Raw genomic sequence first — 23,250 nt, forward strand, 5'->3', positions numbered from 1 at the left:
CCTCCTTGATTTCTCAAGAAGTCTTGCTGTATTTTATACTTGTATGGTCTTAATTTTCTAAGAAATCTTTTAGCATCTCTTTCAATACGGTGGTGTCATTTTCCGTATTTCGGATCAATTTGCCATTTTCGTCACATTCAAATTGTGCAAAATTGATTTTCATATACCGAAATCTTTTGTTGAGAACCGCTTCTTTTTTGAGTTCGTCATAGTATTTTATTTGTGTAACACGCGCTTGTTCTTTTTCATCTAAATCTTCAAAATTTTTCTCTTTCTGAAAAAACTCAATCACAAGTTTTGAATCTTTGTAATACGCATCTAACGGTAGTTTTGTACGTCCTTTTCCTCTTTTATGAAGATTTCCTACCAAGGTGTCAAATGTGTGTTTTCGGGAAGCTTTCTGCGCTAACAACTCGTCACATACATCCAATAAGTAATTTTCATCACTATTTTTAATGTCTAGAATATGTTGTGCTTTTTTAGAAATTTCAGGAATTACTTCTTTTGGTGTATACTCTTTGCCTTCTCTTACCAAATACCAATAGGTGTTTTCTTTTTTTCGTTCTGCATGAACCGCAGGTATTTTAGCAAGTTGCGATTGTTTATCTAATTTCCGAAGTACTTTACGCAATGGAAATCCTTTTTTTACATCTTTTAAAAACACACCAGCCTCCACTAATGCGGGCATAATTGTTTTTACAGGAATCCAATCAACCGTAGTATTTTCATTAAAATACTGAGCTATTGCTTCATTCACTTTTGTTATATTTTCATCAGTCATATGTATACAGATTACTTTTATACAAGTATAATAAAAAAGCTCCACATTTCTGTGAAGCTTTTGCTTAGTAGCGGGAACTGGACTCGAACCAGTGACCTTCGGGTTATGAGTTCATCTTGGGACATTTCCCCTTTGATTATCAACACATTACCCATGCTCCATTCCGCTTAAACTCTCAAATCGTATTCAGAAACGTATTCGATTTTCGATTATTAATGATGTAAATATACTAAAATTATTAACTCTTCCTAATTGATTTTCAAAACAAAGTATGCATCTCTGCATAATAAAACGGCTCTACAATATCCGCTCTATCAGAATCAATCTTATTCGAAAACAAATCCTTTGAAACAGGATAATCTTCAAAATCTTCTTTGGTGAATGAGAACATCATTTGTTCTTTAATGTCGCCTTCTTTTAAATCGGGATTGAGCCATTCTATTTCTTCACTTTTATCTAAAATGATGGGCATTCTATATTGACCTTGACGATTTGGATTATTATGTACACGCTTAAAATAATCATTAGCAGTTGTTGTCAAAATACTTGCGGTATAAATATCATCTTCCAAGTGATTATAAATTCCCGCCATTGCAAATGCTTCTTGATTCTTACATCTAATAAAATATGGGTATTTCTTTCCTTGAAATTGATGTGGTTCAAAAAAACCACTAACTAAAATTAAACATCTATTCTCTAAAGTCGGTTTTCTAAATAAGCTACTTTCTAATACACGTTCACTTCTCGCATTTAAAGTATTCCAATTACCTAAATAATTTTTTCGTTCTGATATATCAATATTATTTGGCATTAATCCCCAATAGCTCGGTTTGATAATGTACGGATCATCTTGAGTAATGATATACAGTGACTTATTCTCCCATCCATTGAAGTGATAATAAGGTTCATATATGCCATCGTACTCAAAAGCTGCATCAAAACGTTTTTCGAGTTCTTTTTCTTTCTTTACTTGGGAAACATGGAAACACATATTTTTTAATTTTAGGGGATAACTTTATAAATATAACAAATATTTGTTGTCATGCTATCTTATGATTTTTTCTTTAAAATTTAGGTTCTTATAATTTTACATCCTTTTCTTTCAAACACTTACAACTATAAAAACCAATTCTGTAGTATTTGTTTATTGGATACTGCAACTACAGAAACGCTTGTAAGAAAGTGAAAATTACTTAAAATCTACACTCATACATTCGTAATCCCTTAACCCCTAAATGTATTGCAAATGTATGCGCTTGTAGACGTAAATAATATGTATTGTTCTTGCGAAAGAATATTTAATCCTGCATTAAATAAGAAACCTGTTGTGGTTCTGTCTAATAACGACGGTTGTGTTATTTCTCGAAGTAACGAAGCAAAAGCACTAGGAATTCCAATGGGTGCAGTCGCCCATTTATTCGAAAAAACCTTTAAAGAAAATAATGTGCTTATATATTCATCTAATTATTCTTTATATGGTGATATGAGCGATAGACTTATGCAAATTCTCTCTGATTATACGCCTGATGTTGAAGTGTATAGCATAGACGAAGCTTTTCTTCATTTTAAAGGCTTTAAACGCTTTAATTTTGATGAAATAGGCATAGATATTAAAAACACAGTAGCGCGCGGATTAGGGCTTCCTATTAGTATTGGAATTGCCCCTACAAAAGCACTAGCCAAAGTAGCGAACAAGATCGCTAAAAAGTTTTCGAATCAGACCAATGGTGTCTATGTTATGAATTCCGATTTGAAGCGAATCAAAGCTTTAAAATGGCTCAACGTAGATGACATTTGGGGAATTGGTAGACGGCATGCACAAAAACTAAATAGGTATGGAATTACAAAAGCAATACAGTTTGTGGACGCTCACGACAATTGGGTACGTAAGGAGTTTTCTGTTGTCGGATTACGACTAAAAAAAGATTTGCAAGGAATTCCAACACTTGGACTAGGTGAAGTACAGAATAAAAAATCTATTGCAGTAACTAGAAGCTTTGCAAAAATAAAAAGTGACATCAATGATTTGCAGGAAATTATTTCTAGTTATGCGTGTGTCACTGCTGAAAAGTTAAGACACCAAAAAAGCTGTTGTAATTTAATTATGGTATTTGTTAGAACAAATCCTTTTAAGAATGATAAACCACAATACAGTAACAATGTCGTTTTAAAGCTGCCTTATCCAACAAATTCAAGTATCGTACTGGCTAAGTATGCAAAACATGGAGTGCAACAAATTTTTAAAAAGGATTATGAATATAAAAAGGCAGGAGTTATAGTTATGGGATTGGTTCCAGATACGGCTAAACAATTAAATATGTTTGAACCTGTGAATGCAGATCATAGTAAGTTGATGGCTACTATGGATAAAATGAATACTAAATACGGAAAAAATACGCTAAATGTGGCAAGTCAAAAGCTAGACTCGCCTTGGGCAATGCGTCAGAATCATTTGTCACCAAATTATACGACTGACTTGAATGAGATTATTACAGTGAATTGTAACTTTTAAGTGTTAATCTATGGTAAAAGTTCCTGTGAGTTCTTTATATTCCTCGTATATTTTAATATCTAAAAAATACCAATCTAACACACCATGTACTGTGTATGAATATGTATTGCCACCTAGTTTGTCAATTTCTGCATAATCATAATTCCATCTGTGGTCACTTGTAAACCCATTTAATCCACTTCTTGTGAAAACTGGTATTAATTCTTCATCGTTGTTTTTACGGAATCGAACCAACATTGTTATGTCAAAAAGTGTATTATCTTCAATGAGAATTCGTTTTTGATCTACAATTCTCCCCAAGGATTCATCATCTGTTGGTAAAGTATATTCACCTCTTATAGAGTTTTCTTTTTCACCAGCAAGACCGACAAATCCGACAACTAGTATTACAATAATTACTATGCTATACTTTTTTTGAAGTAGTGTTTTATATTTTGCAATCATAGTTAATATCAATGCAAAAAATAGAATGATAAAGGCATAATTTATGATTGTCCAAATGAGGTACATGGTTAGTTCCGTTTTTTCTTTTTGGATACTTCTTCTGCCATGAGTAAAGCGTTGTACGCATTTACTATTTTTCCCGATTTGGAAAGGGAACTGAAAAGAACAAGTTCTTTTTCTTTGCTTGTAGATGGTTTATTGACCATAATATCATACGAAACTCCTGATTCCATGATAATTTGTTTGACTTCGGCTGCTGTTAGGTTTGGGTAGTAGGAACGGATGAGTGCGGCTACTCCTGATGTAATTGATGCTGCCATAGAAGTTCCATTTTGGAATTCATATTTATTACTTACAGCTGTAGTGTATATATAATAACCTGGTGCAAAAATATCAACGTCTACATTTCCGTAGTTTGAGAATGAGGAAACTAATTTTTCATTGACATTATAGGTTGATGCTCCTACCAATAGAAAATTATTTGAAACTTCTGTACCGTTATTTTCATTGTCATTAGGGTAATAATTATTTTCAACACTTAAATCTTGACCTCCATTACCAGCAGATGAAATAATCAAAACATCATTCTTCTCAGCATACTTAAAAGCTTCAAAAACCCACTCTTTATGTAATGAAAACTTTTTACCAAAGCTCATATTAATCACTTTAGCACCGTTGTCAACAGCATATCTAATTGCTAGTGCTATGTCTTTGTCATGTTCATCTCCATAGCAAGAAATGCTTAAAGGCATTATTTTAGCATTTTCAGTGATACCTTCAACTTCATCTAAGATATCTTTTGATTTTACCAAAACTCCTGAAACTAAAGTTCCATGATTTAAAACTTCTAAATTGTGACTAATGTCATTATTACCATAGCTGGTATCAGTAATATCATCAGAATCATCTCCTGTAATACCTCTATCATTAAAATCTTTATTCAAAAGTTTTTCAATGTGGTTATTATATATTAAATAGTTTCTGTAAATGTAATCTTTACCAAAATATTCCTTAAAATTAGACATTCTAAGAACTGCACTTTCAAGTATTGTATCTTTAGGATGCTGTAATTTTAAACTATCTAATTGCTCTAAAGAATAGTCTATACTTGAGAAATATTTTGACAATACTTTTTCTGCATCATTATATGAATTATGCATCATAGTAAAATAGTCTTTTTCTTTTAGTGACTTTTCTCGCATTTTATTATAATCAGCTTTTGCACTTTTATAGATTCTATAATTAGACTTATCAACGATATCTTTGTATTGCTTACCTTCGAAAACGGATTCATATTTTTGTAAAATACGTGAGCTTTCCATCTTAGAAAAAATTTGATTTTCACCACTACTATTGCCCAAAAAGTTCCAACCATGAACGTCATCTACGAAGCCATTTTTATCATCATCAATATTATTATTGGGAATCTCTTTTTCATTAATCCAAATAGCATTTTTTAAATATTGGTGTTCTATATCCACAGGATTATCAATGACAGCAATAATAATTGTATTACTCTTTTTTTTATCCATTAGACTATCATACGCTTTTATTAAACTTATTCCAGCGATAGAATCTTCATGGATATCTCCATATTGCCAGTTTTTAAGATCATTTTTAGAAATTTTCTTATTAAACACAATGGAAGTTGGTTTGATATAGCTATACTTTTGACTGTAGCACGACGTAAATATCAAACTAAGTAATACAATTATTATTAATCTCATTTTAGTACTATTAAGTTAAATCACTTCAATTTTTATATTACTACTTTAACTTCTTTAATTTTCCTTTTTGAAGTTTGAATACATCTAATTACCACAACTTCTGTTTCATTTATTGTTGGTGGTTCTGTTTCTGTATTCCCAGTATTGTCTGTTTCATTTTCGCCTCCATTTCCTGCGAAAATAGAATGTAAGTTGTTAAGTTTAGCCACATTTCTTTTTATTAATTCTAGGCTTTTTTTCTGTTTGTTCTTCATTTCTTTTTAATGTTTTAAATTGAATCCAAATATATCTTTTTACTCAAAACAAATCTATTCAATTTAGCTACTTGTTGTCTTAAATTAAAAATCAAGACTTTTAAAACATTGACATTTAGGCTTTTATATTTATTCTGTTTTATCGAGTTGCTTTATAAAATATGAAGGGTATATTCCTGTTTTTTTATAAAATGTCTTAGAAAAAGTTTCAGAGCTTTTAAATCCGACTTCTCTAGCTATAGCTTTTATAGTATAATTCCTAAACTTTTTGTCTTCTTTTAATTTTTCAATAGCATATTCAACACGTAGCTCATTCAAATACGCATTAATATTTTTTCCTTTGTAGTAGTTTATTGTTTTTGATAAATAATTTGTATTGGTATCTAAAAGTTTCGCTAAGGTTGATAATTTAATACTTGAGTCTAAAAAGCCTTTATTAGCTTCAAATGATTTCAGTCCTCCTAATATAATTTCGACTAATTCTTTAGGAACATCTAACAATGATTTTTGCTTTTCTATTTTGTTTATTTCAATAGCATTATTCCTATTTTCTTTTGAATCATATAATAGTTTTTCAAATCGTTTTTTAAATATTTGTTGTCGCCTGTAGAAAAAAACTATAACCAAAAGAATAAAGGCTACTCCTATATAAATATAAGTAGTTTTTGATTTATTAGTTTTCTTTAATCTTTGTATTAGATCTTCTTTTTCAGAAATTATCTTAGGGATATCAAATTCGTTCTTTAGATAATCACTGATGTACATATTATTGCTATTTAGAATACTATCAATTTTTGTTAATTTTTCAGTATACAGCAATTGTTTTTTCAAGTTTTTTTGTTGCTTGTAATAACTCCTTAGTAAGAGGTAATTTTCTCTCAATTCTGGAAACAAATCATTAATCTCAGAAAATATTGTATCCACTTTTTTAAAATACTTAATAGCTTCGTTTTTGTAGCTTTGGTCGTATGCTATCTTCCCCAAATAAAAATAAGCTTCTGATAAATTTGGAAGATCATTAGTCTTTTTAAAGCTTTCTTTTGATGATTCGATTCTGAATTTAGCAGAATCATATTCTTTTTTTAAATACATTACAACTCCTTCATTCATATTGAAATAGGGTTTCATTTTTTCAATATTGAATTCGTCTGATAATTCTAATCCTAGATTATTATAGTAAGATGCAGAATCAATATTTCGTGAATTTTTATGGGTAAAAGCCAATGCATATAAAGATCTTAGATAAGTAGCATTTTTCAACTCTTTAATGTTTTTTTTTGCAAATTGAGTATTTTTTTGATGTATTTTTAACGCTTCTAATTGGTTGCCAGTTCTATCTTTAATGCGAGCAATATAATTATTTGTTAAAAAAATAAATGCATTATTAGAATACTCTGTTGCATATTCATTTCCTTTTACAAAAGCATTGATAGCTTTTTTAAAGTCCCTTTCCTTATATAATAATATACCCTTATCGTAATATGCAGTTGTAGGGAAATCTGTATCAGGATATCTTTTAGATATATCTATTAAACTATCAAGATATAGAAGTCTTGGTTTTTTTCTGTTCCCTCTATATATGTTAGTATAAAAATAGTAAGCTATAATTTGCCTTAAAGTATCTTTCTCCTTTTTTGACTTTTGCAAGATACTTTCAGTAAAAACTTCTTTGTCTGCTAATTCTGAAGAATTATAAAAACTATCAATTAATACTTGGTAAGACAACTTACTTAATGAGTCAATATCATTATTATTTTGCTGTCCAAAGCCGAAATAAAAAAAGAATATAAATAAATAAATACATTTATTACGCATTGCTATATCAAAATTTACTATGGTAGAAACTATATTTTACTGAAAAACACACGAGTAGATCTGAAAAAAATAAGAGTCTGATTTCTAAAATTTTATCTATAAAAAAAGAGTCTTGAATTTTAATATGACGGTCTTGAATTAAGAATTACGACAACAAGTATTTGAAAAACACCTCTAAATTCCACTACATTTACATCAACAAAAAAAGCTTCCGTCTTACTGAAAGCCTTTTTGTAAACAAATAAACATTTGCCTACGATCTGCAAATCAAAGATAGGTATTTTTTTAATACACATCACGGCGAATGTTTATTTAAGTGTAGCTAATCACTTAAAAAAAACAGTCGTGGAAACCGAAAAACGTACGAGTAGGTGTATTTTAAAAAACAATAAAAAAATGAATAACGGAATTAAAAGAATTGGAAAAGGATTGTTTGCAATCTTTGTGATGAAGGTAGTATTAGTTTGTGGAGTACTTGTCTTTCAAGCATGTCAAACTGATAGCAATAGTGACTTGAATTATGAAACATCTGAAGAAATAAAAAATAACTTTTTGGATGCTTTAAAAATTACTAGTAATAATTTATCAAGTGTTCCAATAAGTCCAATACCATCAAAACTTCCAACCGAAAATGGAGCAATTGTTAAAAGAGATGGTGATACTACAAATACAGGAAGTAATGTTGAAACTCAAACATTTTGTTTAATGCATTATGATGCAAGTAGCACTAGTCAAGCAGTAGATGATATCGTTAATAGCATCAATTCTGTTGGTGACTTAATGAATGCTAGAACTCAACACGGTGTAACGACTCAGTTTGATCTCACTTATAATCCGAGTGATACAACAGATACAGGAAATAATCAAGATCCGAATAGTTTCGATCCAAATGATTGTTTATCAATTTTTGAACTCCCTGTACAACCTGTTATTGATGCCATGATTCCAGCTATTGTAGAAGCTAAAAATTATTTTTATTCTAAAGGTTTCTCAGATAATGAAATTACAGAAATTCTTGATGGAGAAGAAGAATATAATTTAGTACCTTTAGTTACAGCCCTAATAGCGCAAGAAGATATTACAAATTCAAATGTATCTATTGATTATATGCATTTATTTGGTTTTTCTGTTTATGCACAAGATAGTGAAAGTGTATCTGGAAGAATGTATGATTGTCTTATGCGTTCGCTAGGGGTTACAGCTTTACAAGAAGCAATGCAACAAGGACTTAAAAGTACAGCTGGAAAAAGGGCTTTAAAAAAAGCTATTCGAAAAATTGCTGCTAAGACACTTAGTTGGATAGGTGCTGCTTGGGCTGTGTTTGAGTTTGTAAGCTGCATGTTTTTCTAAACATTAATTAAAAACTTAACTATATATTTTATGTCTAAATTTAAAAATAATCTTCCAACCTTTCTTGTATACTGCATTTTACTAATAGGTGGATTATATGAAATACTATTTTCAGGCAATTTTTCATCTTACAGTACTTCGGGTAAAATAAAATCACTCATCCTTTTAGCCTTAATAGGATTATTGATTGTAATGTATTTTTACAGAGATAAAGAAAAGAAGGAGCACTAAACATTTCAATACTTAATCAATATTTTAAAGACTTTATAAACTTAAAAAGCCATGCTTTTACATAGCATAGCCTGCTATCCGCATGGCTTTTTTATACACCTAGTTCAATTTATTGATAGCCATTAATAAACAATTATAAAGAACTATGATTACAAAAAAACAACACGAAAAGTTGAAATCAATTTTGGGATATCATTATGCAAATGATGTACTAAAAATTTTAAAAACACGCGGCATCACCAATAGAAAAGGAACTGCGTACGGCAAGTCTATGATTCGAAATGTTTACAATGGCTTAAATGAAAACAAAAAAATTGAAGCTGCCATTTTTGACTTGTGCGCCCAAAAACTGAAAGAAAAGGAAGAAGAAACCAACAGAAGAAATAAAATGCTAGGCATTGAATCTAATACAGATACCCTAAATCAAAATAACTAAACAATAAAACCCTTTACAATTGGTAGCCATTAATTATAAAAAACATGGATACCATTACAAAAAGCTTATTAGTAATATGTATAATACTTGTCATTTTTATCATCATTGTACTGATACTTTATTTTAGAAACACTCCCGAAAAATATGCTCAAAAGTGTCAAAAGAAAAACGAAGTCGATGAAGAAATTGAAAAAGAATTAAAAAAGAAACATTAACACAAAAACCGTTACCATGAAGTTTATTTATAACTGTATTCTAATCATAAGTAGTTGTTTTTTGAACGTTAGCTCAAGCTACGGAAGTGAGCATATTGAAGCCAATAAAATTATTCAAAGCTTATCTATTTCCAAAAAGGAAATACAAGTAGACAGTTTAGCCATATTGCGGCAACAAGAAAAGATGATTGCAACGTTACTCGAAAAACAAGAAGCGTTTGAACTGAAGCATTTTGTGCTGATTGGTATTGTATTATTTCTAGTGATCCTTTTTGGAATGCTCTGCTTCTTAAATAAGCGCGGTGACAAACGATTAAACAAGATTGTGTCATTGTTAGAAAAAACAAAACAAGAAAATGTAGATATTAATGATAAAAAAGACACAAGTTTCAAACTGAACATTGATCCCGTAATTGTGCATGCGATCCTCGAAAACTTGAAAGCGTTTGAAAACGAAAAAGGATTTTTAAATACTAAAATCACACTACATAGTTTCGCTAAAAAACTACAGACAAACACTAAATACTTATCGAAAGTAATCAATACCCACAAATTAAAATCATTTCGAAATTACATCAATGATTTGAGAGTGCAGTACAGCATTGAAGAATTACAAAACAACACAAATTATAAAAATTATACGGTACACGCCATGGCACAAGAAGCAGGTTTCAGCAATAGAGAATCATTTTCAAAGGCATTCCGAAAAAAAACTGGTGAAACAGTTTCTGACTTTCTGAAACAAGCACCCTAAAAATAAATTAATTAGTAAGTTAAAAAAGCAGCTATTGATAGTTAAGTATCACGTTGGATTGGGGAATCTTTAGGTAAAGCTGTTTATTTAGCTAGGCAGGGCGGCATTGTCGATAGTTCCTCAGTCCGCCTTGCTGTTTTTAATAAGAAAATAAAAAGAGTCTAAAACGAAATCAGTTTGGGGGAGCTGTAACTGTATAACTAAAAACTAACATAGTATTGCTGAAATAGTATGGTTGGATAAAAGTTTATTCATGGTTTTAAGTTATGGGTTAATTTAGACTTTGTAGTAGTAGAGTAGCTATGTATTTAGCTGCTCTACTTACTTAAAAATAGAAACAAACATGTGTAAATTAGATACTCATTTTTTTAAAGGATTTGTTTTTGGCTTTTTAGCCGCATCTACACTCTTTGCGCTGATTGTGTTTATTGGAATCTATTTTTATGTGACTTGAAAATTTTCACTATAAAATTCCTTAATTTAATCTTAAAGCCTCAATGATTCCCAATATTGAGGTTTTTTATTTAAAAAAATGTCACGTTTATATAGTAGGTTAGTTATAAATATGAAAAGAAGTCAAAAGGACTTTTTGTAACTAAATTAATGTCAAATGAAAAAAAATAAAGTAAATCATCTAAAGCTTAGAAAAAGTAAAGTTTGTAAACTAAATGAAGATTTTCCGTTTAAAATTCGTGGAGGAGTATTTAGAGATTCTTGTTGGTGTTTAACTGGAACAACTAGTATTGGAACACAAATGCCTGATGATAAACCAAATGAACCAGACCAAGATCACACAAGAGGCTGTCCATCATGGAATGTTGCTTGCTAATACTTATTGATTCTTGTTTAATTATTCAGATTAATATTTTCAAGTAAGCTTGTCTAAGTAGTAGAAACCTAGTTAACATCATTATTTAGTTCTTCTAATAGTCTTTACTATTTAGACAACTTTTGATATTATAGATACAATAAACTCTGTGATTGTAATTCTTGAGATGGCATCAACTCCGCATATTTTTTTGGCTGAAGCTTTTTAAACTCCTCCTCCCAAACAATGTGAAAACCATTCCCATAACGTCCTCTAGTTTCCATCAAATAGTCTTTTACTTCCACAATTTGATCTACGATATGCATCCACTTTTGATCGCCTTTAAAGTTTCCTGTTTTTGTCACTTCAAACAAAAGAATAAAAGAAATATTCGGATACTTTTTTATGTATTTATCCTCAAATTCATGCGGCTTTATTTTGGTTCGGTCAATATAACTGTTAATTAAATCAATAAAGATATACTGAAATTCTCCCGAAGCGCATACCGAATCTAAATCTTCCAACGTATTAAAGTCCGAAGCTTCCGCATTTGGGTTTGTATGTAGCCCTGCCAACTTCCATAAATCTTGCGTGTTTTTAATAATCCCTTGATCGGCAAAATTATAAAGCACTTTTCCAAACTTAGTCAGATATGCTGCAAATTGACATGCACCTGCGGTTTTTCCGTTTTTAGGTTTTCCCGAAATCCCTAAATTCATTCGTTTGGTAGCATTGGGTAAAAAATGTTCCCAACCGCTATCAAATTGCACCGTATCAAAGTGCATGTTCATCAGTTCTTTGGAAGTGAGCGTACGTTTGTTTTTTGAAACTTTCTTTTGTTTTTTTCTACCTTTAGGTTGGTTGATTCCCTGGTCTTTATCTTTAACAACTGGTGTAACATCTTGGAGTGGAAAAGTATCTTGTATCGGAACTGTATTTTGAGGAACACCTTGGTATTCTAATTCGTTAATGACAAGAACGTTAGTACCTAAACCACTTTTTTTTTTACGCGAGCAACATTGCCACCATCCACAAAACGATATCCTTTATTGAGTTTCCCATCTTTTCTAAGTCCCGCACATTTGATACGATTGGTACACAAACTTCTTGCAGGAAGTGAGAGTCCAATTTGTGTGGGCTCTATTTTAGTTGTTGGTTTCTCAAGATAATCTATCAGTTCTGACTTCGCGATTAAGATTTGATGAAATAAACGATTATCCTTTGTTACTCTTCCTTTTTCTATAGCATTTTCAATTCGATTTAAAAGTCGTTCCACTTTTTCTGTATCGGGTTTTAACCCTTGTAGGGAAACAAATGATTTTAATAAGGTGATGGCATAATTTACTTTGTGACCTTTGACATAATTTTGCATCTGCTCCAATAGTTTTTTATCAGTAAAATCAATATTTGCATCACTTTTAGTTGGATTTACTGCTTTGAATAGTGCTACTACTTTTTTATTGATTTTCGTAAACAAATCAGCATCCGCACTCGTTTTACGAATAGAGCGTTCTAAAGGTGCTTTTTGAAATGCTGTGTAGAGTAATTGTATTTTTCTGAAGGTTGTTGTTTTGTGGAGTCTTATAAGATTGTAAAAACGTCTTATGAGCCTGTACTCGGTTGAGAAATGATCTACCGTTTTAATATCTACTACTTTCTGTATCGCTTTAGAATTTGGTTTTGATTTTTTAGCAGGTGCTTTGCCAGCAGACTTTGTATTGTTAGTAGTCGGTTTTGGATATGCTTTGGGATATCTTTTATATAGAATATTTTCTAGTGTATCCTTTTTAAAATGAAAATCAAGTTCTATAAATCCAATTCTAGCATTTCTTTCTTCCGTTAATTCATCAATAGAGAAATAACCCGCTTCAGCATCTTGTGTATTTCCATTGAGAATAATATATCCAAAAAGCAGATTATTTTCTTCCACGATATCAACAATATACCAATCAGTGTTTCCATGGTAATAATGGGCATGAACACTACTTTTTTCGATGGACTCACCTTGTGATTTTTTCGGTATTTCTTCGAGTTGCTTTTCTACTTTAGTGATGATTTTGTCAAACTCACTATTATCCATCTGCACAAGTGCCTTTTTTTGATTGTAGGGTACAAGTTTCTTAAAATATGTAGTCAAGCGAATTTGCTCGTAAGTACTTAGGCGCTCATCTTGCTTTTCTTCTTGGATAGTACCTTTTGAAGCTTGCTTGTTTTTAACAGGACGCTTTTCTTTTTTTGAAGTCGAAGCTGTACTACTTTTTTTTCGAGTCGTTTTCTGTTTTGCTGCTTTGTTAATTTCAGCTAAAAAAATAGTTATTTCTGTTTCGATTTCCTTGACATCTAAAGATTCGGGAACATCAATAGCCGTTTGCATGAGTAACTCTATATCTTTTATATTCGCTTTGGTTACTTCACTTATCTTTGACCAATCAATTTGATCTTTTTTTTCAAAATAGTTTTGTAGTGTAATCATCGGATTGTGTGTTTTATGCTGCTCTTTTTCGTTTTAATTGTATGGCGATTGCTTTAGCTTTAGCAATTTTTATTCGTTTTACTTTCGCTGCTAATTTTGGATTTTCTTTATCAGGAATAGCACAGGTGTTTTGCTTTACTTCGTTGAATTTATAGCTGAGTAAATGATTAAGGGATTCAAATTCCTTTACTCTAGTTTCAAGATCAGCACCAACTACGGAAAGCTTTTGTTTTTCTTCAATGATTTTCGCTTCTAGCTTGTCTTGAAACTCCTTTGTGGAGAGTTCTTCATATTCTTTTTCAGTTGCTTGCAATTCTTGTTGAAACTTCTCTAATATATCAGCCGTTTTCATGTTTTTCTCATACCCTTTTGAGGTAAACACTCTTTCAATTTTACCAAGTTTCGAAGCGGTTTCTTTAAAGTCATTAAAATAGGTTGGGTAGCCATAAAAATTAAGTAGCCTATAATATTTTGGAAGTGTTTGAATAAGCAGCGTAGCATCAAAATTATTGGTGAGACTGATAAGCTGCTCTTGTAATTCTTGCAGACGTTTCACCTTTTTCTGTGCAGCTTGCGGTAAATCTTCTATGTTGATATCAACTAGTTGATAAAAATATACTGTACGAACCGTGGTGGCATGTACCTCAAAATCTTGCAGGTTATTAAGTGCTAATTGAATGTCTTTTTGGACTCTTTCTTTTTGAAGTGCATATTTTTCTTTTAAATCGTCATACGTCTTGACATCTGCAATTCGCTTATTTAAAAAACTAATTTTCGATTGCAAATCATAAGCCATTTCTTTGAGTTCAAATCGCAAAAGTACCTTTGTATCAGTGATAAGCGCATATTTGATTTCATTGGGATTTAAACTTTCTTCATCCAAAACGTTTCCGCGATCAGATTTGTTCCAAATATCATTGATACGCGCGGTTTTCTCCTCTAGTTTTTGAAAAACAAATATATCCATGCTATTCTCCATCAGTGGCATGGTGACTCTGACAAATGCATTTTCATTTTTTTGTCGCCAAATACGCCCCTCAACTTGACGCAAGTCCGTAGGATTCCAATCGGGATATAGGTTGTATAAATCTGTCGCTTTTTTTTGTAGATTGATTCCCTCTCTTATGGTGCTTGTTCCAATAATTACTTTGCAAACGCCCTCATTAAAAGCTTGTTTTATTTTTTCTTTTTTAGCTTCAGATATACCGCCAGTGATGAATTCTACTTCATCTACTTTTTTTCTCGAATTGCTTTTTAAAGGTCTGTCTTTTTTAAAACCCAAAACCACTTCTAAATATTCTTTGATATAGGGGAAAAAATCTTTTCCACGATTTAGATAAATCACTTGTCCTATCATCGGCAAGTTTCTTTTCTCATGCTATTTCTTCACGCTCGCGATACATTCCATAGTATATTTGATTTTTGGCGCGCTATCTATAAAATCGACAAAGTCTTTTGGAACTCCTTCATTCAAATATGGACTTACAGCATTGTTTAAACTCTTACTTAAAAGACGTAATAATCTGTTAGGATCACTTCTTGTAGCACCTAAAGAAGCATCTTCATTAAAGCCTAACTGATTCATAGACTGTTTGGGTGTCATCTTTAAATACGTAAGTAGCTGCTTATCTTTTGGAAGTTTTTGAAGTCCTTTTTCAGTTTGCTGTGAGGTTTTAGGTAAATTTATCTTGCATGGACGCGGTATGTTGGCTTCTTCACCTGTCTTGTAATTAATGTGTGAATTAATGAGTTTTTGAAGTGACACACGATTGTTAAAACTCTTTACAATGTTTTTAGATTGTATTTCCCCGTCAATGGTGATAACATTATCAGTAGTTTCTTGTATGTACTGCTCAAAAAAGGAACGGATATTTAAAATTCCCCAACTACGCATATACTCATAAGCTACTAAAGATAACATCGAGTATATTTCCATCGGACTATTGGTAAATGGTGTCGCGGTAAGGAGCATTACATTTCTACCAAAGGTGCGCTGAATGTAATTACACAAAAAGAATGCTTTGATTCCTCGATTCGAGGGTGTTCCTCCTGTGATGTGAAATTGCTTTCCATTTTTTTGATCGCCTTTGACCTCAGAAAAAATATTTTTAAAATTGTGCGCTTCATCAATGACGATATAATCTATTCCTAAATCTTCAATATCAGCAATAGTACTCATGAGTCCTACACCAATAATTCCACGGATTCTCTCATAATCTTTTTCGATATTACGCTTACTTATGTCTGTATTTTGAGATAAAATATTAGCAAGTTGTTCAAAATGTGCATCCTGTGTACGTTCATTAAAACCAATTTTTTCTAGTCCTTTGTATGTGACCAGTGTAATAGAGTTTTCGGGCACTTTTTTGGAAAGATCAAGGTGCTTGTAGTCTACTCCTAGATTGAACCATTTATTTACAGTAATTCCTGTGCCTGTTAAAATTCCTTGCATAGTATCGCTTGTTCCTAGCATTTCTTTAAGCCAATTGGCATAGGTTGGATTGGGAACTACAATCATTGGGCGTTTACATTTTCCATTTAAAATCGCCGAAGCTGTTTCAATAATTGCGGTAATGGTTTTTCCAACGCCCACATCATAAGCAATTACTCCAGAACCGATGAGTTCCATAAAAGCAATCCCCTCACGCTGTGCAGCTCTGATATCTAAATCCAAGCCCATAAACTTTTTTGAAACTTCAATACCGACAGGAATTTTATGATGCTGTAAAGGTGCAATAGCATTGTAATTACTATTATAATGTGCATCTATTCGTAATTGATCGGTTATAGTAAGGGCAGTATGTAAAAACTCTTTAAAAAGTCGCTCTGCTTCATTGCGCGTAATTTTCTTTAGCTCGCGCCATGCAATTTTTTCTATGTCCATCGGTTTACGACTTTTTTGCAAGTAGTAACTCTTTATCTCAAAGGCATTGGTGTTTTTTATAAATTCATCGTCTAAAGCTTCAAGCCATTTAATATACGCCCCGCGTAAAGTAGTTTCTTCAGAAATCAGTACGCCCGATTCAATTTTTAAAGCACTAATTTTAAATTCATTGGTAAATCTTGCTATGGATAAAATTACAGGGCGTTCACTCTCAATCGGGTTTTGAATAGATAGTGCAGCAGGTTTATTCGCTTCCAGTATTTCCAAACTATTAACAAATACGGCTTCGCCATGATTATCAATAATAGTGCTGCGCATTTGTTCAAGCTTGCTTATTTTGGTATAGATGTTTCCAAAAACAAATACAGGATAGGGAACATACGTTTTAAGTACAGGATCAATAAATAGAAAACCTTTGGCTACAAAGTATGTGAGCCGTTCGTGTGTCATATCCACATGGTAGGCTTTCCAATTCTCCATAGGAATACCGTTTTGTCTGCGATACCATACCCACGCTTGAATTTCTTCTTTGGAAATACCAACATTGTGTTTGGCTATACTTTCTTCAATAGAATAGGTAGGCGCACTTGGTTTTCCAAGTCCTACACTGATAAGTCGTTTGAGTTTGCCCTTTGAAGCTTCCACAAGAGCAAGCGTATCTTTATAGAGTGTTCCTTTATATACGTTCATTTCTTTTTCTTTTTAATTGTAAGGCAATGGCTTTTGCTTTGGCTATTTTAATTCTTTGCGTATTGGTTTGTGTTTTAATTCCTGTTACTCTAAGTACATCTTCTTTTGTTCCTTTGACCATCACTGGAAAGTATAGTGAAGTGGTTAGGTATTCTTCACCTGCGATTTTTTGTGGATACTTTTTAAACCAATTATTATCACTTGTAATACCAACAAAATCCATTTATAAGCTATTTTCAATATGAACTATACAGGCACTTGCAGTCATATTTTCACTGATCATCATTCGGATGATTTGATCTTCAATATTTTTATATCCTTGCTGCTCACTGATGGCTAGATATACATTTGGTGCATTTTCAGTGGTAACTGCCCTTAGTGCATTTTGTATGTGTGTTCTAAGTTGTGTAATCATTTTCGTTTGAGTATTATAATATCGGTAGGAACTTGTGTATGTTTAAATACTTTAGGCATTCGGTAGGCATCAACAAATTCAGCAAGCTGACCGATGCGTTGTTTTTCTTTTGTGTAGGTATCTTTATTTCGTAAAAATGAAGATGCAGTGATAAATACCAACAAGCCATCTTTTTTTAATAGCTCTAAACATTTGTACATAAAAAATTGTTCAACTTGTTTAAATTTTAAAGACTTGAAATACGGAGCGTACATTCCTAGATACTTTCCGTAAGGTGGATTGCCAATGACCAAATCAAACGGTGCAGCTTCAAGCCAGGTAATCTTGTTTTTTAGTTTACTTCTAAAACGTGGCGGTTGTAAAAAAGCCGTTTCAAAATATTGATTATAAATAGTAGTTTTTGGACTTCTTTTTTGTGCAATTTTATAATTAAGGGTATCGAGTTCAAAGGCAGTTGCATTTTGTGGATTGTCCAACACGGTTAAAAAGTTCCCTGTTCCGCAGGCAGGTTCTAACACGTTACCATTTGTATCAAAACCATAACGAATGGCTAGTTTATACATTACTTCACAAAGCCAAATAGGGGTGAAAAACGAATACAAAAGATTTTGATTCTCTTTTGGCTCATAGCTTTCTAAAATAGCTATATCAGTATTGGAAAGTGTTTGTTTTGATAGTATGTTTTCGATTTTTTGATTCATTTTTAAATACTTATAATTTATAAATATCGAGAGGTATTACTTTTTTAATAAATTCACTTTTCCTACTTTTATTGTATAAACTTTAAAACAAAAGACATGAAAAAAAAGAAGCTTAAATTATTGAAATTGAACAAAAAGTCAATATGTAATTTTGAACAAAAAGTCAATGGAGGAAAAGCATATCCGACCTTCCAAGATAATTCAGTATGTAATTTTTGTGAAACTGAGTTAATTTGTTCTTCTTGGTGGGGAGGTCAGTTATGTAAACCATGTGATTGACAAATAAAAAAAGACTTTTAAGCGAACTAAAAGTTCGCTTTTTTTTATGTCCAGACTTTAAACTCTTTTCCAAAGGCTTTGATTGTGATTTGATACTGTAAATTATTAGTTGTGATTAATTCAATGATGGTGTCTAGTTTATCAATAAGTCTGTAGGTTGCTAGTTCCACCTGTATATTTTCAATTAAAAAACTACCATTAGCAGGTAACTCAATGGCTGAAATATCTGTCTTAATATCAGCAAGTAAAACAGCGTCGAGTGTAAAGACTTTAATTTCTGTAATCTCAATGAGCGAACCTGTGGTAAACCCTAAATCATAATGGGTTTGATTTAAAAGTTGTAAATCAAAGGTAAAGCTGAACTTTTCCAAACTCACTTTAACATTTTTAATATGTTTAGGGTGTACGACTAATTTTTCTATAATTGCCGCCGCAGCTTTGTATTTTTTTATGGAATAGCATCCAACTGCAAGTAGGCTAATCATTGTTATAGCTACTATTCTTTTTTTCATCTGTTTTTTATTAAAAATTATTGACTAAAAACTCTATATTGATTTCTTTAATCTCTTTGGATGCTATGGTGAATTCCTTTGTTAAAACCACATCTTTTCGAAACTCAATCGTGTAGCTTTTCGGGGCATTGATTGCATCAAAAATGTAAATTCCCTCATCACTAGTTAGGTTAAATGCTACCAGTGTATTTTCATCAAATACAGTGATATTTACATCTCTTATGTTTCGTACTTCATCAGAGTTGATATTTCGCTCTGTGACTTTGCCATAAATACCACCTTGTCCATCCTGTAAATTGAAACTTGGAATTGTATCTACGGGTGTGGGTATTGTATTGTCATTACTAGATTGTGATTGCTTTTTATTTTTTACACCGATCATTGGATGATTATTTTATAGGTTAGGTATCCAAGCAGCGATATTCCGATCACTTTAGGCATCAAACTTTTTTTTTTCGAATCATCACCGTCGAAATAAAAACGCCATGACTGCGGAATTTTATTAGTGATTACTTCTTTGATTTCTCCTACTGTAATTTTCCGATCATTGTTCAGATCAAAAACAGGGTTTACATCTGCGATAGCACTAGCACTGATTCCTTTTGTCTGAAGAATATAGCTATCCTGTTTTCCGATGGCTACGGGAAAAAAAGTAGCCAAGTACAAATCCACATAACTCTTTATCCGTTGTCTGTATGGATAATAATAACTATACACATAATACAACTGTTCCTCTGCGCTCATTAGTGCGAGTTCATCTATACTAGTTCCTAAATCTATTGCCGTTGTTGGCATAAACTGGATAAGCCCTGTAGCATCACTATACGGATTGCGAATGGATGCACTAAATGTGCCTGCGGTTTCAAAATACATCACAGCCATGAGCCAATTCGGATCAATTCCTAAAGACTCGCTATAATCTATAACCGAATCCACAAAACTGCTTCCGTATACCGTTGGTACACTTTCTTGAAAAATCAGTCTCATAGCTTGCCTATATTTTCACGTTCATTGGTTGTCCTAGTGCGGGTTTTTTCTTTTTGTCAGAACTAGACGCCATCTTTAGTGCTGCACCACCAAGGAGTAACCACCAAAGCCAATTATTACTTTTCTTTTTATTTTCTCCGTGAATGACAACAGGTGCTAACTGATCATCGGGCGTTAAAAACACTTCGGTAAAATTTTCATCTACCATATATTTAAAAGGATAATAGCCCACAAAACTCACTACGATGGTACTTCCCTTTGGAACACTTAAACGAAATTTTCCGTCCATATCTGCTGCCGTTCCAACACTACTATCTAAGGCTAGATATACATTGGCAAACGGCAAGGTTTCATTTGAATTACCATCAAAAACTTGTCCTGTTACGGTAATATGTGTAGTGTCTCTTGCACATACTGGATTTATAGTGTGTATACTCATTTTCTTTAGATTTGATAATTAATAACTTGATCGCTCCATACGATTCCTTCATAGCACCAAATTCCCCAAACGGCACACCATTCAATGATGTAGTAACGCTTATTTTCTGGCTCATAGATGTCGGTGGCAATAATTTGCCCTATATATTCTTTGTGTTTATAGTTTCCGTATAGTTCCTCGGTGGTGAGCCAAGAACCGTCACTTCTTTGTTCTACCAGTGGCACTTGTACTCCCGATTTTTTAGCACAATACAGGTAGTCACCAATCAAATAATGATCACCGTTATTTATTTGTGGATTTGGATTGTGATTTGGCGCGTTGATCGCATTGTAAAAAGAGTTGAGTTCATCGGTAGACAATCCGTTAAGAGTATCGCTAAATAAATCCCTGTCAAAAAGAATTTCGTATGCCTTAGCCACTTCTCTGATATCATTGATTTTAGAAGCAATTGCCATCAGGGAAGCTTCGTCGGTATAGATATCAAATTCAGGAATCAAATAGCTAAAGAGTCCATCTTTAAAACCTGCACGCGTAAATGACTCATGAATAATTGCAGCGGCAGTAACTACGGGATGTCCAATATTGGCACGCGCATAACGTTCAGCTTCCTTTCTTTTTAAATATGCAGGAATTGTATTCCATGCATAGACAGCGGCAAGTGTTCCCCCTATTAAAAGTGCATTATTGGATAGTAAACTTCCTGCGGTACTTGTGACTCCTGCGACTATTGGATTTCCTAGTTGACTCATTTTTTACTTTTTTATATTACATTCCTAAGAATGCTTTGACTGTTTTAAACCCACTCTCAGTCTTTAAATAGGTGAGTGCGCTTTGACTCTTTGATAGCTGTTCAAGTCTTGTAAGTACTTGTGTGGAAAGCTTGTTTAATGCTTGTAAAGCTTCCAAGCGTAAGTCTGTATCTAAATCGTTTTTTCCTTTTACTTGTATCATAATTACGTTTGTTTTATGGTATTTGAAATTGTATTATTAATTGCTGTACGGCTGCTGCAAAATCTTGATTTTTAACCATGTGTTTGTAGATTTTATAGACATTACCCACATCGGCATCAGTAACACGATCACTGGTGATAAAATCAATGAATTGTTTCTTTTCACTAGAAAGATTTGAAGCTGTACCCATTCCTATTTGCGCAGGTTGTCCGCTAATGATTTGTGGCAGTGCAGGCGCAAGATTGGCTGCAATGGTTTTCATCGCGTCACTGTCCATAAAACTCTTACGGTTTAAGTCCGCTTGCAAAATGGCTAGTTCCTTGTGCTTTTCAGCGGTGTTGACTTCCAATTTTAAAGAGTTATTTTCTTCTTTTAATTGACGTTCTGTAGATTGGAGGTCTTTACATTGACTTTTAAGATCATCGTAGCGTTCTTTTAAATCTTCATACTTGGCTGTAATGGCTTCAAGTCTACTTTCGGCGGGATGTACTCCCATCATTGGATTGCCCATTCCATAGTAGGGTTGACTTGACTGAATAGGTTGCATCTGACTGCTTAGTACTGCTGATTCATTATGTGATGCCTCTTGTGTCATAAACTCATTGTTTTTGATATCGCCGCTAAATTGTAAGGTGATCGGCTGCCCAATAACCTTTGAGGTGCTTCCGTTGGGAATACGTAAGTATATTTTTGTTCCACTTGGAAAACCATCATTTTTTAAGCCCTTTAAAAATTGTGGTACACTATGCCATCCACTTTCAATACGTTCTTGAGTAAAGAGGTATTTATTTTTTATAGCATAGGGATTCATCTTTTTACGACCGTTATATTCCACGCTTATGGAATTACTCGGATGCTGTAGTAAATGATGAATGATCTGTTGCATTTTGTTGCGACTTGTTGCGTTTTGTTGCGTTTTGTTGTTATTGTTGCTGACAATGAAGTGTTCCATACCAAATCACAAGTCGTGGATTGACTTGTTCTTCTTCATTAGGCACAAAGTCAATCCGAAAACTCGAATTGGTCGCTGCAAAGGGAACTTCCGCTACAAAAGTTTCTTCGGGCTTGATATCGTCTATACCGTTTATCATCGCTGTTTGATTACCACGATTTCGAATGGTTAGACGATATACACCACGCCCGTTCAACTGTTTTAAATTCAAGATGGTATCACTTGTAATGGCAATAACACTAATGGTTCCTGTCCTATCTATCATAGCCATCGGTATCAATTACAAATAAAAAGTGTCCGCTAAATGATCTACCAAATACCACTGGAGAAAACATATTGATAAATACTTTTCCATTGGTTTTAAAGTTAACAGACTTATAGGATTGTAAACCACCTATTGTGCCTTTTTTGTAGTCACGTATATCGACCGCTTCCAATATGGGATTGCCTTGTGTATCTTCAATAGATAGATTGATATTTTGTAGAGGAACACTTCCAAAGTCAAAAAAAGCGACACCAATACAACGACCTCTTACAAGTTCTTTTGGTTGTTGAACAAATTTACTGCCCGTATCGACGGTTAGATTCACACCAATATATTTTAGATTCCTTCGCGTTTGCATGACTCGTATTAGATTTT

The 23,250-nt window shown here is 32.6% G+C and carries 29 protein-coding genes; 7 read left to right on the plus strand and 22 right to left on the minus strand.

The annotated features are described in order from the left end of the window. Positions 1–49: 49 nt before the first annotated feature. Together KORDIASMS9_RS01845 and KORDIASMS9_RS01850 are read right to left on the minus strand one after the other, a co-directional pair. The gene (locus KORDIASMS9_RS01845) at positions 50–757 is read right to left on the minus strand and encodes a hypothetical protein (protein ID WP_162819720.1); all 708 of its coding nucleotides are present in this window, start codon (positions 755–757) and stop codon (positions 50–52) included. Between the two features lie 283 nt (positions 758–1,040). Beyond that, entirely contained in the window at positions 1,041–1,772 is a 732-nt protein-coding gene (locus KORDIASMS9_RS01850; protein WP_114901212.1) for an SOS response-associated peptidase, read from the minus strand. Positions 1,773–2,027: 255 nt separating this feature from the next. Between KORDIASMS9_RS01850 and KORDIASMS9_RS01855 the strand changes: the two genes are divergently transcribed. Beyond that, positions 2,028–3,293 carry a Y-family DNA polymerase gene (locus tag KORDIASMS9_RS01855; protein WP_114901213.1) on the plus strand — a complete coding sequence of 422 codons (1,266 nt, stop codon included), beginning with the start codon at positions 2,028–2,030 and terminating at the stop codon, positions 3,291–3,293. Positions 3,294–3,296: 3 nt separating this feature from the next. Here the strand turns inward: KORDIASMS9_RS01855 and KORDIASMS9_RS01860 are convergent, their stop codons facing one another. From KORDIASMS9_RS01860 to KORDIASMS9_RS01875, 4 genes are all read right to left on the minus strand, one after another. Further along, entirely contained in the window at positions 3,297–3,803 is a 507-nt protein-coding gene (locus KORDIASMS9_RS01860) for a hypothetical protein (RefSeq protein ID WP_162819721.1), read from the minus strand. 2 nt (positions 3,804–3,805) lie between these two features. Next, positions 3,806–5,377 (minus strand): S8 family serine peptidase, encoded by a 1,572-nt coding sequence (locus KORDIASMS9_RS01865; RefSeq protein ID WP_162819722.1) that lies wholly within the window; start codon positions 5,375–5,377, stop codon positions 3,806–3,808. Between the two features lie 119 nt (positions 5,378–5,496). After that, positions 5,497–5,718: a hypothetical protein gene (locus KORDIASMS9_RS01870; RefSeq protein WP_114901216.1), complete on the minus strand. Its 222-nt coding sequence runs from the start codon at positions 5,716–5,718 to the stop codon at positions 5,497–5,499. A 129-nt stretch (positions 5,719–5,847) separates the two neighbouring features. Continuing rightward, complete coding sequence (locus KORDIASMS9_RS01875) at positions 5,848–7,533, minus strand: helix-turn-helix domain-containing protein (protein WP_114901217.1); 1,686 nt, start codon at positions 7,531–7,533, stop codon at positions 5,848–5,850. Positions 7,534–7,878: 345 nt separating this feature from the next. Between KORDIASMS9_RS01875 and KORDIASMS9_RS01880 the strand changes: the two genes are divergently transcribed. The 5 genes from KORDIASMS9_RS01880 to KORDIASMS9_RS01895 all read left to right on the plus strand — a co-directional run bounded on the left by KORDIASMS9_RS01880 (position 7,879) and on the right by KORDIASMS9_RS01895 (position 11,348). Beyond that, positions 7,879–8,883, plus strand: a complete 1,005-nt coding sequence (locus KORDIASMS9_RS01880) for a hypothetical protein (protein WP_162819723.1) — start codon at positions 7,879–7,881, stop codon at positions 8,881–8,883. Positions 8,884–9,259: 376 nt separating this feature from the next. Next, positions 9,260–9,550: a hypothetical protein gene (locus tag KORDIASMS9_RS01885; protein WP_114901219.1), complete on the plus strand. Its 291-nt coding sequence runs from the start codon at positions 9,260–9,262 to the stop codon at positions 9,548–9,550. Positions 9,551–9,594: 44 nt separating this feature from the next. Continuing rightward, on the plus strand, positions 9,595–9,765 hold the full coding sequence (locus KORDIASMS9_RS23010; protein ID WP_162819724.1) for a hypothetical protein: 171 nt from the start codon (positions 9,595–9,597) through the stop codon (positions 9,763–9,765). A gap of 16 nt (positions 9,766–9,781) precedes the next feature. Further along, entirely contained in the window at positions 9,782–10,519 is a 738-nt protein-coding gene (locus tag KORDIASMS9_RS01890) for an AraC family transcriptional regulator (protein WP_114901220.1), read from the plus strand. A gap of 610 nt (positions 10,520–11,129) precedes the next feature. Next, complete coding sequence (locus KORDIASMS9_RS01895) at positions 11,130–11,348, plus strand: hypothetical protein (protein WP_114901221.1); 219 nt, start codon at positions 11,130–11,132, stop codon at positions 11,346–11,348. 128 nt (positions 11,349–11,476) lie between these two features. Here KORDIASMS9_RS01895 and KORDIASMS9_RS01900 read toward each other — a convergent pair whose 3' ends face one another. The 7 genes from KORDIASMS9_RS01900 to KORDIASMS9_RS01930 form a co-directional block, all read right to left on the minus strand. Beyond that, positions 11,477–12,112 carry a hypothetical protein gene (locus KORDIASMS9_RS01900; RefSeq protein WP_162819725.1) on the minus strand — a complete coding sequence of 212 codons (636 nt, stop codon included), beginning with the start codon at positions 12,110–12,112 and terminating at the stop codon, positions 11,477–11,479. Between the two features lie 203 nt (positions 12,113–12,315). Then, entirely contained in the window at positions 12,316–13,800 is a 1,485-nt protein-coding gene (locus tag KORDIASMS9_RS01905; RefSeq protein ID WP_114901223.1) for a hypothetical protein, read from the minus strand. 13 nt (positions 13,801–13,813) lie between these two features. Beyond that, positions 13,814–15,157, minus strand: coding sequence for a helicase C-terminal domain-containing protein (locus KORDIASMS9_RS01910; protein WP_114901224.1), 1,344 nt, complete (start codon positions 15,155–15,157; stop codon positions 13,814–13,816). Between the two features lie 21 nt (positions 15,158–15,178). Next, positions 15,179–17,374 (minus strand): SNF2-related protein, encoded by a 2,196-nt coding sequence (locus KORDIASMS9_RS01915; protein ID WP_114901225.1) that lies wholly within the window; start codon positions 17,372–17,374, stop codon positions 15,179–15,181. After that, positions 17,361–17,597 (minus strand): hypothetical protein, encoded by a 237-nt coding sequence (locus KORDIASMS9_RS01920; protein ID WP_114901226.1) that lies wholly within the window; start codon positions 17,595–17,597, stop codon positions 17,361–17,363. Before KORDIASMS9_RS01920 ends, KORDIASMS9_RS01915 begins: the two co-directional genes overlap by 14 nt. After that, the gene (locus KORDIASMS9_RS01925) at positions 17,598–17,789 is read right to left on the minus strand and encodes a hypothetical protein (protein ID WP_114901227.1); all 192 of its coding nucleotides are present in this window, start codon (positions 17,787–17,789) and stop codon (positions 17,598–17,600) included. Beyond that, positions 17,786–18,490, minus strand: a complete 705-nt coding sequence (locus KORDIASMS9_RS01930; protein WP_114901228.1) for a class I SAM-dependent methyltransferase — start codon at positions 18,488–18,490, stop codon at positions 17,786–17,788. The genes KORDIASMS9_RS01925 and KORDIASMS9_RS01930 overlap by 4 nt, the downstream gene beginning before the upstream one ends. A 96-nt stretch (positions 18,491–18,586) precedes the next feature. On the opposite strand from KORDIASMS9_RS01930, the gene KORDIASMS9_RS01935 reads away from it, so the two are divergent. Continuing rightward, positions 18,587–18,769, plus strand: a complete 183-nt coding sequence (locus KORDIASMS9_RS01935) for a hypothetical protein (RefSeq protein ID WP_114901229.1) — start codon at positions 18,587–18,589, stop codon at positions 18,767–18,769. Positions 18,770–18,813: 44 nt separating this feature from the next. Here KORDIASMS9_RS01935 and KORDIASMS9_RS01940 read toward each other — a convergent pair whose 3' ends face one another. From KORDIASMS9_RS01940 to KORDIASMS9_RS01980, 9 genes are read right to left on the minus strand one after another with little or no spacing between them, the layout of a single operon-like run. Beyond that, positions 18,814–19,281 carry a hypothetical protein gene (locus KORDIASMS9_RS01940; RefSeq protein WP_114901230.1) on the minus strand — a complete coding sequence of 156 codons (468 nt, stop codon included), beginning with the start codon at positions 19,279–19,281 and terminating at the stop codon, positions 18,814–18,816. Positions 19,282–19,291: 10 nt separating this feature from the next. Further along, positions 19,292–19,663, minus strand: coding sequence for a hypothetical protein (locus KORDIASMS9_RS01945; protein WP_114901231.1), 372 nt, complete (start codon positions 19,661–19,663; stop codon positions 19,292–19,294). Continuing rightward, positions 19,660–20,268 carry a hypothetical protein gene (locus KORDIASMS9_RS01950; RefSeq protein WP_114901232.1) on the minus strand — a complete coding sequence of 203 codons (609 nt, stop codon included), beginning with the start codon at positions 20,266–20,268 and terminating at the stop codon, positions 19,660–19,662. Before KORDIASMS9_RS01950 ends, KORDIASMS9_RS01945 begins: the two co-directional genes overlap by 4 nt. A gap of 7 nt (positions 20,269–20,275) precedes the next feature. Next, positions 20,276–20,707: a carboxypeptidase-like regulatory domain-containing protein gene (locus KORDIASMS9_RS01955; protein ID WP_114901233.1), complete on the minus strand. Its 432-nt coding sequence runs from the start codon at positions 20,705–20,707 to the stop codon at positions 20,276–20,278. Between the two features lie 5 nt (positions 20,708–20,712). Beyond that, positions 20,713–21,456: a hypothetical protein gene (locus tag KORDIASMS9_RS01960; protein WP_114901234.1), complete on the minus strand. Its 744-nt coding sequence runs from the start codon at positions 21,454–21,456 to the stop codon at positions 20,713–20,715. Between the two features lie 16 nt (positions 21,457–21,472). Next, positions 21,473–21,658, minus strand: a complete 186-nt coding sequence (locus KORDIASMS9_RS01965) for a hypothetical protein (RefSeq protein ID WP_114901235.1) — start codon at positions 21,656–21,658, stop codon at positions 21,473–21,475. A gap of 13 nt (positions 21,659–21,671) precedes the next feature. Then, on the minus strand, positions 21,672–22,610 hold the full coding sequence (locus KORDIASMS9_RS01970) for a bZIP transcription factor (protein WP_114901236.1): 939 nt from the start codon (positions 22,608–22,610) through the stop codon (positions 21,672–21,674). Next, positions 22,582–22,875, minus strand: a complete 294-nt coding sequence (locus KORDIASMS9_RS01975) for a hypothetical protein (protein WP_114901237.1) — start codon at positions 22,873–22,875, stop codon at positions 22,582–22,584. The genes KORDIASMS9_RS01970 and KORDIASMS9_RS01975 overlap by 29 nt, the downstream gene beginning before the upstream one ends. Further along, positions 22,865–23,233, minus strand: coding sequence for a hypothetical protein (locus tag KORDIASMS9_RS01980; protein ID WP_114901238.1), 369 nt, complete (start codon positions 23,231–23,233; stop codon positions 22,865–22,867). The genes KORDIASMS9_RS01975 and KORDIASMS9_RS01980 overlap by 11 nt, the downstream gene beginning before the upstream one ends. Positions 23,234–23,250: the final 17 nt, after the last annotated feature.

The organism is Kordia sp. SMS9, from assembly GCF_003352465.1.
Taxonomy (GTDB): domain Bacteria; phylum Bacteroidota; class Bacteroidia; order Flavobacteriales; family Flavobacteriaceae; genus Kordia.